We start from the raw sequence: 13,563 nt of genomic DNA, 5'->3' as shown, positions 1-13,563 counted from the left end.
TGGTTCATACTTGTAACCAGAACGTCACGGGGCCATCATTAACCAGTGAAACCTGCATATCCGCAGCGAATCGACCGGTTTGCGTATTCATTTCCTGTTGGCGGCAACGCTCAACAAAGTACTCATACAGCGCCTCTGCACGATCGGGCGCAGCCCCTTTTGAAAACCCCGGGCGCATGCCGCGTTCGGTATCTGCCGCCAGCGTGAACTGTGAAACCACCAGCACGCTGCCCCCTGACTGCTGCACGTTAAGGTTCATTTTGCCTTCGGCATCGCTAAAGATTCGATAGCCGAGTACGCGCTCGCACAGGCGGTTCGCTTTCTGTTCGTCATCATCCCTTTCGACACCTAACAGGACCAAAAGTCCTGGGCCAATTTCACCCGTCACCTCGCCCTCCACGGTGACGCTGGCACGGGTTACGCGCTGAATTAATGCAATCATGGTTGCTCTGCTTCTTCTTGTTCTGCGGCTTGTTTAAGTTTGCGGTATTCCCCGAGAGTGACAGTTATTTCCGCGCCTAGCAAGACGATACACCAGGTCCAGTATACCCAGACGAATAAAATGGGGATCACAGCCAGGACACCGTAAATGAGCTGATAAGACGGGAACATCGTGATATAGAGCGCAAATCCTTTCTTTCCGGTTTCGAACAACACAGCGGCCACAAAGGCGCCAATAACCGCATCACGGTTAGGTACACGCGTAGTCGGTACGATGCTGTAAAGCAGCCAGAACGAGAGCCAGGAAAGCACCAGCGGGAAAATACGCAGGACGTTATCGATCACCGTGTTGAGATCGCTGGCCCAGCGCAATGACAACAGATAAGAGCTGATCGCCAGACTGGCCCCCGCCAGCAGTGGCCCCAGCGTTAAAATCATCCAGTAAACGGCGAAAGAGTAAACTTTAGGCCGAGTACGCTTGCTGCGCCAGATAGTATTCAGCGCGTTATCAATGGAATACATCAGTAATAGCGCTGTCACAATCAGCCCACACGCCCCAACGGCGGTCATTTTGTTCGAGTTGGCAACGAACTGTTCGATATAACGCTGAATGACATCTCCCGTCGCCGGGATAAAGTTTGCGAAAATGAAATGACGTAGCTGGACGCTGACGTCAGAAAACATCGGAAATGCGGCGAAAAGCGCAAAAACTACGGCAATAAGCGGCACTAATGAGAGTAATGAGACATAGGCAAGATTCCCTGCCAGCGTCGTCATATTGTCCTCATCAATCCGCTGCCATAGTAGCTTCAACCAGGCCCGAACAGGACGCGTATGGTGCCTGGCTTGTTGCTGAACATTTTTTAGCATAGCAACTTCGCGAAATAGTCCGGAATGGTCGTTTTATCGACAACCTGGATGCTGGTAATCCCTAACCGATTAGCCCCTTCAATATTATCGGCGTTGTCGTCGAAAAATACCGCCTCATGCGCAGAAAAACCTTCAGACTGCAGGACATGCTGGTAAATCCGCGCTTCCGGTTTACGCATGCCCAGATCCTGGGAAAGGTAAATATGGTCAGCAGCCTGACGGATTTCGGGGTATTCGTCCGGCCAAAACGTCGTGTGCAGACGGTTAGTATTCGACAAGACGACCACCCGATGCCCCTGCTCACGCAGCTTTTGCATGATGTCGATGACTTCAGGACGCAAGGCAACAAAAACGGCCTGCCAGCCGTGGGAGAACTGCTCATAGCTTAGCGGTAGCGCCATGTCATGACATAGCGCTTCGGCAAAGGCTTCATCCGTTATTTCACCTCGCTCGTGCTGGTGAAAAGCCTCTCCCATGGTGAAACTTTGCTTTAACGAAGCCAGCGGTACACGGCTCAGATCGCTCCAAGTACCTAACACGCGATTGAAGTCGATATCGACAATCACATTACCCAAATCAAAGATATAGAGCATGCCCTTCTCCTTATTCGCCGTGGATGAATAACTGTAGCGGGAAAGGAGAAGTTTGACTATGCGAGAGTGATGGCTACGAACCTATCTAGCCATCATTGGGGAGAATTACACTGCCAGAGCATCATCTTGTGAAGGACTCACTTGCACAATTTCCACCTGCTGTGACTGGAGTAAATTATGCAGTGCCGGGCCAGGGTATTCATCGGTAAATAGCGCGGTCACCTGAGACACGTTACCAATTTCTACCGCGGCAGAAGCCGTGTATTTCGTATGATCCGCAGCCAACAGAATATGCCTTGAATGGGCCATCATCGTCTTCACTACGCTGGCCTCGTTGACATCAAACTCCAGCAACGCACCATCACTTTCGATCGCGCCAACGCTGGTAACCAGGTAGTCGGCCCGAAAATCAGCGACAAATGCCGAGGCAGAAGGGCCAATGATGCCACTGTTATGCGGGCGTAACGTTCCCCCCGGTACCATGACTTCAAAACGCGGATTGTTATACAGAATGTGCGCCACACGCAGGCTATTGGTGATAATGCGCAAATGATTATGGTTTAACAGCGCGCGTGCCACCTGCTCAACGGTGGTGCCAATGGTAATAAACACCGTTGACCCATCGGGAATGTAATCAGCCACCGCTTCCGCAATGGCTTTTTTCTCTTCCGTCCAGGAGACTTCACGCTGCTCAAACGCCGTATTCACCACGCTGGAAGCTCTGCCCGCGCCACCATGATGACGCGTAATTAATCCCTGCTCGCTGAGTTTACGAATATCACGACGCACGGTTTGCGTGGACACGTCCAGCAGGCTGGCCAGCTCGTCGATATTCATATAACCGCGCTCGCTAATCAGCATAAGCAGTTGATCGTGTCGCGGGTTACCGGTCAGTTCGGTAAGACTCATGAAATTTCCTCGAAAAACCATTGCCCTGGCATTTTATACAAAAAGTGACAGAAAAGATCGGGTTTGATCACAGTCAGGGATTCCGGCCCTTCCTCCAGGGCGAGTGCATTTTAACGCAGCAACCCCACTGGCAAACCTGACGGCCTCTTCTGGAGCATCGCCGCCGGCCAGGCTGAATGCGAACGCACCGTGGAAAACATCTCCAGCTCCCGTAGTATCCACAACATCGACTTTAAATCCAGATTGATGCTGCAACGTATTATTTTTTATCCAGTCACAGCCTTCGCTCCCTCGTGTCACATAAACATGACCATTTGTGAGCGTTTGTGCTTGTTTTAGTCCAGCTCCAGAATCATTTATCCCGGTTAAACGCGCCAGACCAGGTTCAGAGAACGCAGCATGATCGCTTAACGCCACCAGCTCGCTGATATCTTGTGGTGTTACGTCGCCATCCAGTACCGTCATCACTCCCGCCTGACGCGCCAGCGCGAACGCCTGCCTGGCCCCTTCGTGCCAGCGAACATCCGCCAACACCACATCCCACTGGGAAAAATCGATCTCATTGAGCCAATCAGCATCCGGCAATAAATCCGGGCTGGGATAGTTAACGATAATCCGTTCCCCTTGCGCATCAACCATAATTGCCGATTGCGAAGACTTCGCCCCTGCGTAACGCCGGGTGTAACGGGTATTTATCCCCAGGGATTCCAGCTCCGCCAGCAGGCTATTTCCGGTGTCGTCATCGCCCACACGGCCAATAAAGTCCACCTGCGCGCCCAGCTTCGCTGCAGCCACAGCGGCCGTTGCAGCAGGCCCGCCGCCCACTTCCGTATAACGCTTAGCCACATACTTACCTCCTTCGGTCGGTAAACCTTCCACGTAATAGATGCGATCCATCACGGCAATACCTACACAAGCAATACGAATCATGGTCATTCCTTAGGCATTTCAAGATGGGATCATTTTAATTTCACAAAATGTTTAAAAAGTGACGGCTGTCAATTTTTTGACCATAAATTACAAATACGATCAAAAACAGACAAAAACAAACGACCTTAAATGACAAAAAATGACATCCACGTCTCAGGAGAACGTTATGGCAGTTATAGCATTTATCGGATTAGGTCAGATGGGTTCACCCATGGCGAGCAACTTGCTGAAGCAGGGTCATCAACTCAGCGTCTTTGACGTTAACCCGGATGCTGTTCAGCGCCTGGTGGAAAAAGGAGCACAGCCTGCCAGCAACCCGGCTCAGGCAGCAAAAGGGGCCGAATTTGTCATCACCATGCTGCCAAACGGCGATCTGGTGCGTAGCGTACTGTTCGGAGAGCAAGGTATCTGTGAAAGCCTCTCCCCACAGGCATTAGTGATTGATATGTCGACCATTCATCCACTGCAAACCGACAAGCTTATCGCTGATATGCGTGCCAAAGGTTTCGACATGATGGATTGCCCGGTTGGACGCACCTCCGATCACGCTATCGCGGGAACACTGTTGCTGCTGGCAGGCGGAACGGCACAGCAGGTAGAACGCGCCGCACCGGTTCTGATGGCGATGGGTAATGAATTGATCAATGCAGGGGGTCCCGGCATGGGGATCCGCGTGAAACTCATCAACAACTACATGAGTATCGCACTGAACGCTCTTTCTGCCGAAGCAGCCGTGTTGTGCGAGGCACTTGGCCTCTCCTTTGATGTGGCCTTGCAAGTTATGAGCGGCACCCCCGCCGGGAAAGGCCACTTCACCACCTCCTGGCCAAACAAAGTGCTGAAAGGCGATCTTTCCCCGGCCTTTATGATCGATTTAGCTCACAAGGATCTTGGCATCGCCCTGGACGTTGCCAACCAACTGCATGTGCCGATGCCACTCGGTGCTGCCTCCCGCGAAGTCTATAACCAGGCGCGTGCCGCTGGCCGTGGCCGTGAAGACTGGACGGCCATTCTTGAACAGGTTCGCGCATCCGCCGGGCTAAATAAACATACAGATAAGTAAGGACTGAACAATGACGAAGTACACCCTGAAAGATATCACCCGAGCTTCTGGCGGATTTGCCATGCTGGCAGTCGATCAGCGCGAAGCCATGCGCTTAATGTTTGCCGCAGCAGGTGCAAAATCCCCGGTCAATGACAGCGTGCTGACCGATTTCAAAGTCAATGCGGCGAAGATCCTGTCCCCCTATGCCTCCGCCATTCTGGTCGATCAGCAGTTCTGCTACCGCCAGGTTGTAGAGCAAAACGCGGTCGCTAAAAGCTGCGCCATGATTGTGGCCGCTGATGAGTTCATTCCGGGTAACGGTATTCCGGTCGATAGCGTGGTGATTGATAAAAAAATCAACCCGCAGGCCGTGAAGCAAGATGGTGCTAAGGCTCTCAAACTGCTGGTGCTATGGCGTAGCGATGAAGATGCCCAACAGCGTCTGGACATGGTGAAAGAATTCAATGAGCTATGCCATTCCAATGGCTTACTGAGCATCATCGAGCCGGTTGTTCGTCCGCCGCGTCGTGGCGATAAGTTTGATCGCGAACAGGCCATTATCGATGCCGCAAAAGAGCTGGGTGATAGCGGAGCCGATCTCTACAAGGTCGAAATGCCGCTGTACGGCAAAGGTACCCAACAAGAACTGCTTAGCGCCTCTCAACGCCTGAATGAGAACATCAACATGCCGTGGGTCATTCTCTCCTCTGGTGTGGATGAAAAACTGTTCCCGCGCGCAGTCAGCGTAGCAATGACCGCAGGCGCATCTGGCTTCCTGGCCGGACGTGCGGTCTGGTCATCGGTTGTTGGCCTGCCAGATACCGAACTGATGCTGCGTGATGTTTCCGCGCCTAAATTACAACGCCTGGGCGATATCGTCGACGAAATGATGGCCCGGCGCTAAGAGGATCTAAGAATGAAATGGTTCAACACCCTAAGCCACAACCGTTGGCTGGAACAAGAAACCGACCGCATCTTTAACTTTGGTAAGAATGCGGCGGTACCCACCGGATTTGGCTGGCTGGGAAACAGTGGTCAGGTCAGAGCAGATATGGGGACACATCTGTGGATCACCGCCCGCATGCTGCACGTCTACTCCGTTGCCGCGTCAATGGGTCGTCCTGGCGCATATCAGCTAGTCGATCACGGCATTAAAGCACTGAACGGTGCGTTACGCGACACTCGCTACGGCGGTTGGTACGCCTGCGTAAATGATGAAGGCGTTATGGACGCCTCCAAACAGGGCTATCAGCATTTCTTTGTTTTGCTCGGTGCGGCAAGTGCGGTCACCACCGGTCATCCGCAGGCCAGACAATTGTTGGATGACGCTATCGACGTGATTGAAAAGTACTTCTGGAGCGAAGAGGAGCAGATGTGCCTGGAATCCTGGGACGAAGCTTTTAGCCAGACGGAAGATTACCGCGGCGGTAACGCCAACATGCACGCGGTCGAGGCTTTCCTGATCGTGTATGACGTTACCCATGACCGTAAATGGCTCGATCGCGCACTGCGAATTGCTTCGGTGATTATTCACGACGTAGCCCGCAGCGGGGAGTATCGCGTTAACGAACACTTCGATTCACAGTGGAACCCAATCCGCGATTACAACAAGGATAACCCAGCTCACCGTTTCCGCGCCTACGGCGGCACGCCGGGCCACTGGATCGAATGGGGCCGCCTGATGCTGCATCTGCATGCCGCGCTGGAAGCCCGTTTTGAAACGCCTCCCAAATGGCTGCTGGAAGATGCCAAAGGCTTGTTCCACGCCACCATCCGTGATGCCTGGGCACCGGACGGCGCAGATGGTTTTGTCTATTCGGTGGACTGGGATGGTAAACCCATCGTTCGCGAAAGAGTGCGTTGGCCGATAGTCGAAGCCATGGGTACCGCCTATGCCTTGTATACCCTCACCGGCGACAGCCAATACGAAGCCTGGTACCAGAAGTGGTGGGATTACTGCATCACATATCTGATGGACTACGAGACCGGTTCATGGTGGCAGGAGCTGGACACCGATAACAAGGTGACTACCAAAGTCTGGGACGGTAAGCAGGACATTTATCACCTACTGCACTGCCTGGTGATCCCGCGTCTACCGCTGGCTCCGGGCCTTGCTCCGGCAGTGGCTGCCGGTCTGCTGGATATCAACGCTAAATAAGTAACAAGGTGAGCAGCCATGCATAACGGTGGAAAAACCATTCATCTTCAAGCCGGAAACTTCCAGGCGAAAATCGTCACGGTTGGTGCTGGACTAGCAGAATTGACGCACCTTGGGCGTCACATTGTGATTCCACATAAGCCGGAAGAGATGCCGCTGGCACATTTAGGAAAAGTGCTGGTTCCCTGGCCAAACCGCGTTGCAGATGGCTGCTATCAACATAACGGCAAGACCTTCCAACTTGCCGTTAACGACCCTGTTTCACATACCGCCATCCATGGATTGCTGGCCTGGCGGGACTGGCAGATTAATCAACTGTCGAACACGGAAGTGTCGTTGACGATTTTTCTTCCGCCCTCTTATGGCTATCCCTTTGCGCTGGTTTCAGAGGTGATTTACCGACTGGAGGCAGACAGCGGATTGCACGTCATTATTCGGACACAGAATGTGGGTGACGAAATTGCACCCTATGGCGCGGGAGCACATCCCTACTTGACCTGCAATCTGCACCCTATCGATGACTGTGAATTAACACTCCCAGCGAGTGAAGAAACATGCGATGAACGGGATTTCACAACGCAGCGACGCATTGCGCAGACCACTATCGATCATACGTTCAGGGCCATGCCACCTGACGCTGAGTGGGAAGTCAGGATAACCAGTCCATCGCAAAACATGTCCACTTTTTTACGCAGCCACCAGCCCTGGCTACAGGTGTACACCGGCGAAAAATTAGCACGGCGTGGCCTGGCGGTTGAACCGATGACCTGCCCGCCAGACGCCTTTAACTCCGGAATTAGCCTGATTCATCTCGCGCCCGGAGAAACACATCAAATGCATTTTTTAATCGGCAGTGAATAACAGATTTCCGACAAATTACCGAATTACCCTATTTTTACGGAGACGATAATGAATTCGCTACAACAACGGTCAACCGCCTTAGAACTCACATCATTACCTGATGGATTTGCTTTAACGTACCACCAGCGCCTGATTTTACGTCACAGCACAGAAACCCCCTGTCTGTGGATCGGCACTGGCGTTGCCGACATTGACATGTTTCGCGGCAACTTCAGCATCAAAGACAAGCTCAATGAGAAGATTGCTCTGACCGACGCCACGGTTAGCGAGTCACCTGATGGCTGGCTGGTACATTTCAGCCGCGGTAATACCATCAACGCCACGCTACACATCTCTACCGATGATCAGGGTCGTTTGAAGCTCGACCTCCATAACGAGGAACTCAGCCATAACCGTATCTGGCTGCGTCTGGCGGCCAACCCAGACGATCATATTTACGGCTGCGGCGAACAGTTCTCTTATTTCGACTTACGCGGTAAACCGTTCCCGCTGTGGACCAGCGAACAGGGCGTGGGCCGCAACAAAAACAGCTATGTCACCTGGCAGGCCGACTGCAAAGAAAATGCCGGCGGTGATTATTACTGGACCTTCTTTCCGCAGCCAACCTTCGTCAGCACACAGAAGTACTACTGCCACGTTGATAACAGTTGCTATATGAATTTCGATTTCAGCGCGCCGGAGTATCACGAACTCGCTCTGTGGGAAGACAAAACCACTCTGCGTATTGAGTGCGCCGAAACCTATATCTCTCTGCTGGAAAAACTGACTGCGCTGTTAGGACGCCAACCGGAGCTGCCGGACTGGATCTACGATGGCGTCACGCTCGGTATTCAGGGCGGTACTGAAATTTGCCAGAACAAACTGGACACCATGCGTAACGCAGGCGTGAAAGTAAACGGCATCTGGGCGCAGGATTGGTCCGGGATCCGCATGACCTCCTTTGGCAAGCGCGTGATGTGGAACTGGAAGTGGAACAGCGACAACTATCCGCAGCTGGATAACCGTATTAAGCAGTGGAAAGAAGAAGGTGTACAGTTCCTCTCCTATATCAACCCGTACGTCGCCAGCGATAAAGATCTCTGTGCCGAAGCGGCTGAACGCGGTTATCTGGCGAAAGATGCCTCAGGCGCTGACTATCTGGTTGAGTTCGGCGAGTTTTACGGCGGTGTGGTCGATCTGACCAACCCCGAAGCCTACGACTGGTTCAAAGAAGTCATCAAAAAGAACATGATTGAGCTGGGCTGCGGCGGTTGGATGGCCGACTTTGGCGAATATCTGCCAACCGATACGTATCTGCACAACGGCGTCAGCGCTGAAATTATGCATAACGCCTGGCCCGCACTGTGGGCGAAATGCAACTACGAAGCGTTACAGGAGACCGGCAAACTCGGCGAAATCCTGTTCTTTATGCGTGCGGGCTACACCGGCAGCCAAAAGTACTCCACCATGATGTGGGCAGGCGATCAGAACGTTGACTGGAGCCTCGACGACGGTCTGGCTTCCGTCGTTCCTGCGGCGCTGTCGCTGGCGATGACCGGTCACGGTCTGCACCACAGCGATATCGGCGGCTACACCACCCTGTTTGACATGAAACGCAGCAAAGAACTGCTGCTGCGCTGGTGTGACTTCAGCGCCTTCACGCCGATGATGCGCACCCACGAAGGTAACCGCCCTGGCGATAACTGGCAGTTTGATGGTGATGCTGAAACCATCGCCCACTTTGCCCGTATGACCACCGTCTTTACCACCCTGAAACCGTATCTAAAACAGGCTGTCGCGCAAAACAGCACTACCGGTCTGCCGGTGATGCGCCCGCTGTTCCTGCATTACGAAGACGATGCTCGGACCTATACCCTGAAATATCAGTATCTGCTGGGACAAGATTTGCTGGTCGCGCCGGTTCACGAACAGGGCCAGCAAAACTGGACGCTGTATCTGCCAGAGGATAGCTGGGTAAACGTCTGGACTGGGGAAACTTACCAGGGCGGTGAAATTACCGTAGATGCGCCTATTGGCAAGCCTCCGGTGTTTTATCGCGCGAAGAGTGAATGGGCGTCACTGTTTGCCACTTTACGCAACATCTAACACGGCTCGCCCGCGGGGCAACTCGCGGGCAAATGGAGAATAATAATGAGTCAGAATTCCTCTAATCCGGCAACCCTACGCTTGCCGTTCAAAGAAAAACTCGCCTATGGGATGGGTGATTTAGGCTCCAATATCCTGTTGGACATTGGTACCCTCTATTTACTCAAGTTTTATACCGATGTCCTTGGTTTACCAGGAACTTATGGCGGCATCATTTTCCTTATCGCCAAATTTTTTACCGCGTTTACCGATATGGGCACCGGGATTATGCTCGATTCCCGCCGCAAAATCGGCCCGAAAGGTAAATTCCGTCCGTTCGTTCTTTACGCCGCATTTCCAGTTACCTTGCTGGCGATTGCCAACTTTGTCGGTACACCGTTTGAAGTAACCGGTAAAACGGTGATGGCAACGGTGCTGTTTATGTTGTACGGACTGTTCTTCAGCATGATGAACTGCTCCTATGGTGCAATGGTTCCCGCGATTACGAAAAATCCGGACGAGCGCGCTTCACTGGCAGCCTGGCGACAAGGGGGCGCAACCCTGGGTTTGTTGCTATGTACAGTCGGCTTTGTACCGGTAATGAACTTGATCGAAGGCAATTCACAGCTGGGTTATATCTTCGCTGCCACGTTGTTCTCGCTGTTTGGCCTGCTGTTTATGTGGCTGTGCTATGCCGGGGTAAAAGAACGCTACGTGGAAGTGAAACCCGTGGATGCCGCGCAAAAACCGGGATTATTGCAATCCTTCCGCGCCATCGCCGGTAACCGCCCTCTGTTTATTCTGTGCGTTGCCAACCTTTGTACGCTTGGCGCATTTAACGTTAAGTTGGCAATTCAGGTCTATTACACCCAGTACGTACTGAATGACCCAATCCTCCTTTCCTGGATGGGCTTTTTCAGCATGGGCTGTATCTTCATCGGCGTCTTCTTGATGCCAGGAATGGTTAGGCGTTTCGGCAAGAAAAAAGTCTACATTGGCGGTTTGCTAATTTGGGTTGCAGGGGATTTGCTTAACTACTTCTTTGGTGGCGGTTCCGTCAGCTTTGTCGCCTTCTCCTGCCTGGCGTTCTTCGGCTCAGCATTCGTTAACAGCCTGAACTGGGCGCTGGTCTCCGATACGGTGGAATATGGCGAATGGCGAACCGGCGTACGCTCTGAAGGCACGGTATACACCGGTTTCACCTTCTTTCGTAAAGTGTCACAAGCGCTGGCAGGATTCTTCCCCGGCTGGATGCTGACGCAAATCGGCTACGTTCCCAACGTGGTGCAATCAGCAAGTACGGTCGAAGGTTTGCGTCAGTTGATCTTTATTTATCCCTGCGCTTTAGCGGTGATCACCATTGTGGCTATGGGCTGTTTCTACAACCTTAACGAGAAGATGTATGTCCGCATCGTTGAAGAGATAGAAGCGCGTAAACAACCCGTTTGATAATAATAATGAATAGCGCTCTACGGGGCGCTATTGAGGAGCGATTATGTCTTTTCATGATCCGCTAACGCTAAAACTGAGCCTGCGTGAAAAATTCGCCTACGGAGTGGGTGACTTCGGCTCAAATTTGATGCTGTGTATCGGCACACTGTATCTGCTTAAATTTTATACCGATGAACTAGGGATGCCGGCGTATTACGGTGGGATTATCTTTCTGGTGGCGAAGTTCTTCACCGCCTTCACTGATATGTTGACCGGTGTATTGCTGGACTCAAGGCGTAATATTGGCGCAAAAGGTAAATTCAGACCTTTTATTTTGTATGCGTCATTTCCTGTCGCAGTCGTTGCCAGCGCGCAGTTTTTAGCGACTGATTTTACGCTAACGGTGAAAACCGGACTGGCAACGGTGTTGTTTATGCTGTTCGGTCTGTTCTATAGCCTGATGAACTGCTCATACGGCGCGATGGTGCCTGCGATCACTAAAAACCCGCATGAACGCGCTCAGCTCGCTGCCTGGCGTCAGGGCGGCGCTACCGTAGGTCTGTTACTGTGCACCGTTGGCTTTATGCCAATTCAGGCTCTATTTGTCAGTTCGCCTTCGCTGGGTTATCTGATTGCCGCACTGATCTTTTCAGTCTGCGGGCTGTTCAGCATGTGGTGGTGTTTCAGCGGAGTGAAGGAACGCTATATCGAAATCGTGCCGGATCACCATAAGCCCAGCATTCTCAAATCGTTCTGTGCCATTTTCCGTAACCCTCCCCTGCTGGTGCTGTGTGTCGCCAACTTATGCACGCTGGCGGCATTCAACATCAAGCTGGCAATCCAGGTGTACTACACCCAGTACGTGCTCAATGATATTCATCTGCTGTCGTGGATGGGGTTCTTCAGCATGGGATGCATTCTGGTTGGGGTACTGCTGGTTCCCGCTGCGGTGAAACGCTTCGGTAAAAAGCAGGTTTACCTCGGCGGTCTGGCATTATGGGCTATCGGCGATGTACTGAACTTTTTCTGGGGCAGCACATCATTTTTGTTCGTGACATTCTCCTGTATGGCCTTCTTCGGAACCGCTTTTGTTAACAGCCTGAACTGGGCGCTGGTTCCGGATACGGTCGATTATGGCGAATGGAAAACAGGGATCCGCGCGGAAGGTTCGGTGTATACGGGTTATACCTTTTCGCGCAAAATTTCCGCTGCGCTCGCTGGTTTCCTGCCAGGCATCATGCTGACGCAAATCGGTTATATCCCCAACATAACTCAAAGCGATGCAACTTTGCTCGGCCTGCGTCAGCTTATTTTCCTTTGGCCTTGTGGATTGGCCATTATCGCTGCATTCACGATGGGTTTATTTTATAAGCTCAACGAAACTCGCTTTGCTTTTATTATTGAGGAAATCAGCCAACGGAAAAAAAACAATGCTCTATCGGATCCTGTTACCACTAAAAATAATACCTCTGCTGTAAACGTATAAAAATAATAGCCGCCTATTCCATCTTAATGGATGGCGGCCTCCCTACGCTTAAATAATGGATTTATTATGAAAAAGTTAACAACAATAATTCTCTTATCTTCGGTTGCTTCTACCTCTGTTTTTGCGGGTGCCTATGTCGAGAACCGCGAGGCATATAATCTGGCGTCAGATCAGATAGAAGTGATGATGCGCGTTGGCTATAACTCCGATATGGGCGCGGGTATCATGCTCACCAACACCTACACCATGCAACGCAAGGATGAGTTAAAACACGGCTATAATGAAATAGAGGGCTGGTATCCGTTATTTAAACCGACAGATAAATTAACTATCCAGCCAGGTGGGTTGATAAATGATAAGAGTACGGGTTCCGGTGGTGCGGCTTATCTGGATGTTAACTATAAATTTACCCCATGGTTTAATCTTACCGTGCGTAACCGATATAACCATAATAACTACAGCTCAACCGATCTAAACGGTGACCAGGACAATAATGATACCTATGAAATAGGCAACTACTGGAATTTTACTATCACCGATAAATTTTCCTATACCTTTGAGCCGCACTATTTTATTCGAGTGAATGACTTCAATAGCAGTAACGGAAAAGATCATCACTGGGAGATTACGAATACCTTCAAGTATCGTATTAATGAACATTGGTTACCCTACCTGGAACTACGCTGGTTAGATCGCAATGTAGAACCTTATCACCGCGAACAAAATCAAATTCGTGTCGGGGCTAAGTATTTCTTCTAATCTTTCCGAAATAAAA

At 51.6% G+C, this 13,563-nt stretch carries 13 protein-coding genes; 8 read left to right on the top strand and 5 right to left on the bottom strand.

The annotated features are described in order from the left end of the window. Positions 1-4: 4 nt before the first annotated feature. The 5 genes from dtd to OGY10_RS14235 form a co-directional block, all read right to left on the bottom strand. The gene (gene dtd / locus OGY10_RS14255) at positions 5-442 is read right to left on the bottom strand and encodes a D-aminoacyl-tRNA deacylase (RefSeq protein WP_003825289.1); all 438 of its coding nucleotides are present in this window, start codon (positions 440-442) and stop codon (positions 5-7) included. Further along, complete coding sequence (locus OGY10_RS14250) at positions 439-1,311, bottom strand: virulence factor BrkB family protein (protein WP_008786998.1); 873 nt, start codon at positions 1,309-1,311, stop codon at positions 439-441. The genes dtd and OGY10_RS14250 overlap by 4 nt, the downstream gene beginning before the upstream one ends. Then, positions 1,305-1,904: a glucose-1-phosphatase gene (gene yihX / locus OGY10_RS14245; protein WP_008786997.1), complete on the bottom strand. Its 600-nt coding sequence runs from the start codon at positions 1,902-1,904 to the stop codon at positions 1,305-1,307. Before yihX ends, OGY10_RS14250 begins: the two co-directional genes overlap by 7 nt. Before the next feature lie 105 nt (positions 1,905-2,009). After that, positions 2,010-2,813, bottom strand: coding sequence for a DeoR/GlpR family DNA-binding transcription regulator (locus tag OGY10_RS14240; protein WP_079935076.1), 804 nt, complete (start codon positions 2,811-2,813; stop codon positions 2,010-2,012). Positions 2,814-2,846: 33 nt separating this feature from the next. Next, positions 2,847-3,743 (bottom strand): sugar kinase, encoded by an 897-nt coding sequence (locus OGY10_RS14235; protein WP_191226595.1) that lies wholly within the window; start codon positions 3,741-3,743, stop codon positions 2,847-2,849. A gap of 166 nt (positions 3,744-3,909) precedes the next feature. Here OGY10_RS14235 and yihU point away from each other — a divergent pair, with 166 nt between their 5' ends. The 8 genes from yihU to ompL all read left to right on the top strand — a co-directional run bounded on the left by yihU (position 3,910) and on the right by ompL (position 13,547). Then, positions 3,910-4,806: a sulfolactaldehyde 3-reductase gene (gene yihU, locus OGY10_RS14230; protein WP_048227546.1), complete on the top strand. Its 897-nt coding sequence runs from the start codon at positions 3,910-3,912 to the stop codon at positions 4,804-4,806. Between the two features lie 10 nt (positions 4,807-4,816). Beyond that, entirely contained in the window at positions 4,817-5,692 is an 876-nt protein-coding gene (gene yihT / locus OGY10_RS14225; RefSeq protein ID WP_043018880.1) for a sulfofructosephosphate aldolase, read from the top strand. A gap of 12 nt (positions 5,693-5,704) precedes the next feature. Next, positions 5,705-6,946: a sulfoquinovose isomerase gene (gene yihS, locus OGY10_RS14220; RefSeq protein WP_128317280.1), complete on the top strand. Its 1,242-nt coding sequence runs from the start codon at positions 5,705-5,707 to the stop codon at positions 6,944-6,946. An 18-nt stretch (positions 6,947-6,964) separates the two neighbouring features. Continuing rightward, positions 6,965-7,807: an aldose-1-epimerase gene (locus tag OGY10_RS14215; RefSeq protein WP_191226596.1), complete on the top strand. Its 843-nt coding sequence runs from the start codon at positions 6,965-6,967 to the stop codon at positions 7,805-7,807. A 48-nt stretch (positions 7,808-7,855) separates the two neighbouring features. Then, positions 7,856-9,892, top strand: a complete 2,037-nt coding sequence (locus tag OGY10_RS14210) for an alpha-glucosidase (RefSeq protein WP_191226597.1) — start codon at positions 7,856-7,858, stop codon at positions 9,890-9,892. A 45-nt stretch (positions 9,893-9,937) separates the two neighbouring features. Further along, positions 9,938-11,320 (top strand): MFS transporter, encoded by a 1,383-nt coding sequence (locus tag OGY10_RS14205; protein WP_048227542.1) that lies wholly within the window; start codon positions 9,938-9,940, stop codon positions 11,318-11,320. A 46-nt stretch (positions 11,321-11,366) separates the two neighbouring features. Beyond that, positions 11,367-12,788, top strand: a complete 1,422-nt coding sequence (locus OGY10_RS14200; RefSeq protein ID WP_079935083.1) for an MFS transporter — start codon at positions 11,367-11,369, stop codon at positions 12,786-12,788. A gap of 66 nt (positions 12,789-12,854) precedes the next feature. Next, positions 12,855-13,547 carry a porin OmpL gene (ompL, locus tag OGY10_RS14195; protein ID WP_060683033.1) on the top strand — a complete coding sequence of 231 codons (693 nt, stop codon included), beginning with the start codon at positions 12,855-12,857 and terminating at the stop codon, positions 13,545-13,547. The last annotated feature ends 16 nt before the right edge of the window (positions 13,548-13,563 follow it).

The organism is Citrobacter sp. Cpo148, from assembly GCF_030332375.1.
Taxonomy (GTDB): Bacteria; Pseudomonadota; Gammaproteobacteria; order Enterobacterales; family Enterobacteriaceae; genus Citrobacter; species Citrobacter portucalensis.
This window is presented reverse-complemented; position numbering and strand designations above follow the sequence as displayed.

Excerpts from the sequence above, each read along its gene's own strand:
- dtd (WP_003825289.1), bottom strand. The coding sequence starts at position 442 with ATGATTGCATTAATTCAGCGCGTAACCCGTGCCAGCGTCACCGTGGAG.
- OGY10_RS14250 (WP_008786998.1), bottom strand. The coding sequence starts at position 1,311 with ATGCTAAAAAATGTTCAGCAACAAGCCAGGCACCATACGCGTCCTGTT.
- yihX (WP_008786997.1), bottom strand. The coding sequence starts at position 1,904 with ATGCTCTATATCTTTGATTTGGGTAATGTGATTGTCGATATCGACTTC.
- OGY10_RS14240 (WP_079935076.1), bottom strand. The coding sequence starts at position 2,813 with ATGAGTCTTACCGAACTGACCGGTAACCCGCGACACGATCAACTGCTT.
- OGY10_RS14235 (WP_191226595.1), bottom strand. The coding sequence starts at position 3,743 with ATGATTCGTATTGCTTGTGTAGGTATTGCCGTGATGGATCGCATCTAT.
- yihU (WP_048227546.1), top strand. The coding sequence starts at position 3,910 with ATGGCAGTTATAGCATTTATCGGATTAGGTCAGATGGGTTCACCCATG.
- yihT (WP_043018880.1), top strand. The coding sequence starts at position 4,817 with ATGACGAAGTACACCCTGAAAGATATCACCCGAGCTTCTGGCGGATTT.
- yihS (WP_128317280.1), top strand. The coding sequence starts at position 5,705 with ATGAAATGGTTCAACACCCTAAGCCACAACCGTTGGCTGGAACAAGAA.
- OGY10_RS14215 (WP_191226596.1), top strand. The coding sequence starts at position 6,965 with ATGCATAACGGTGGAAAAACCATTCATCTTCAAGCCGGAAACTTCCAG.
- OGY10_RS14210 (WP_191226597.1), top strand. The coding sequence starts at position 7,856 with ATGAATTCGCTACAACAACGGTCAACCGCCTTAGAACTCACATCATTA.
- OGY10_RS14205 (WP_048227542.1), top strand. The coding sequence starts at position 9,938 with ATGAGTCAGAATTCCTCTAATCCGGCAACCCTACGCTTGCCGTTCAAA.
- OGY10_RS14200 (WP_079935083.1), top strand. The coding sequence starts at position 11,367 with ATGTCTTTTCATGATCCGCTAACGCTAAAACTGAGCCTGCGTGAAAAA.
- ompL (WP_060683033.1), top strand. The coding sequence starts at position 12,855 with ATGAAAAAGTTAACAACAATAATTCTCTTATCTTCGGTTGCTTCTACC.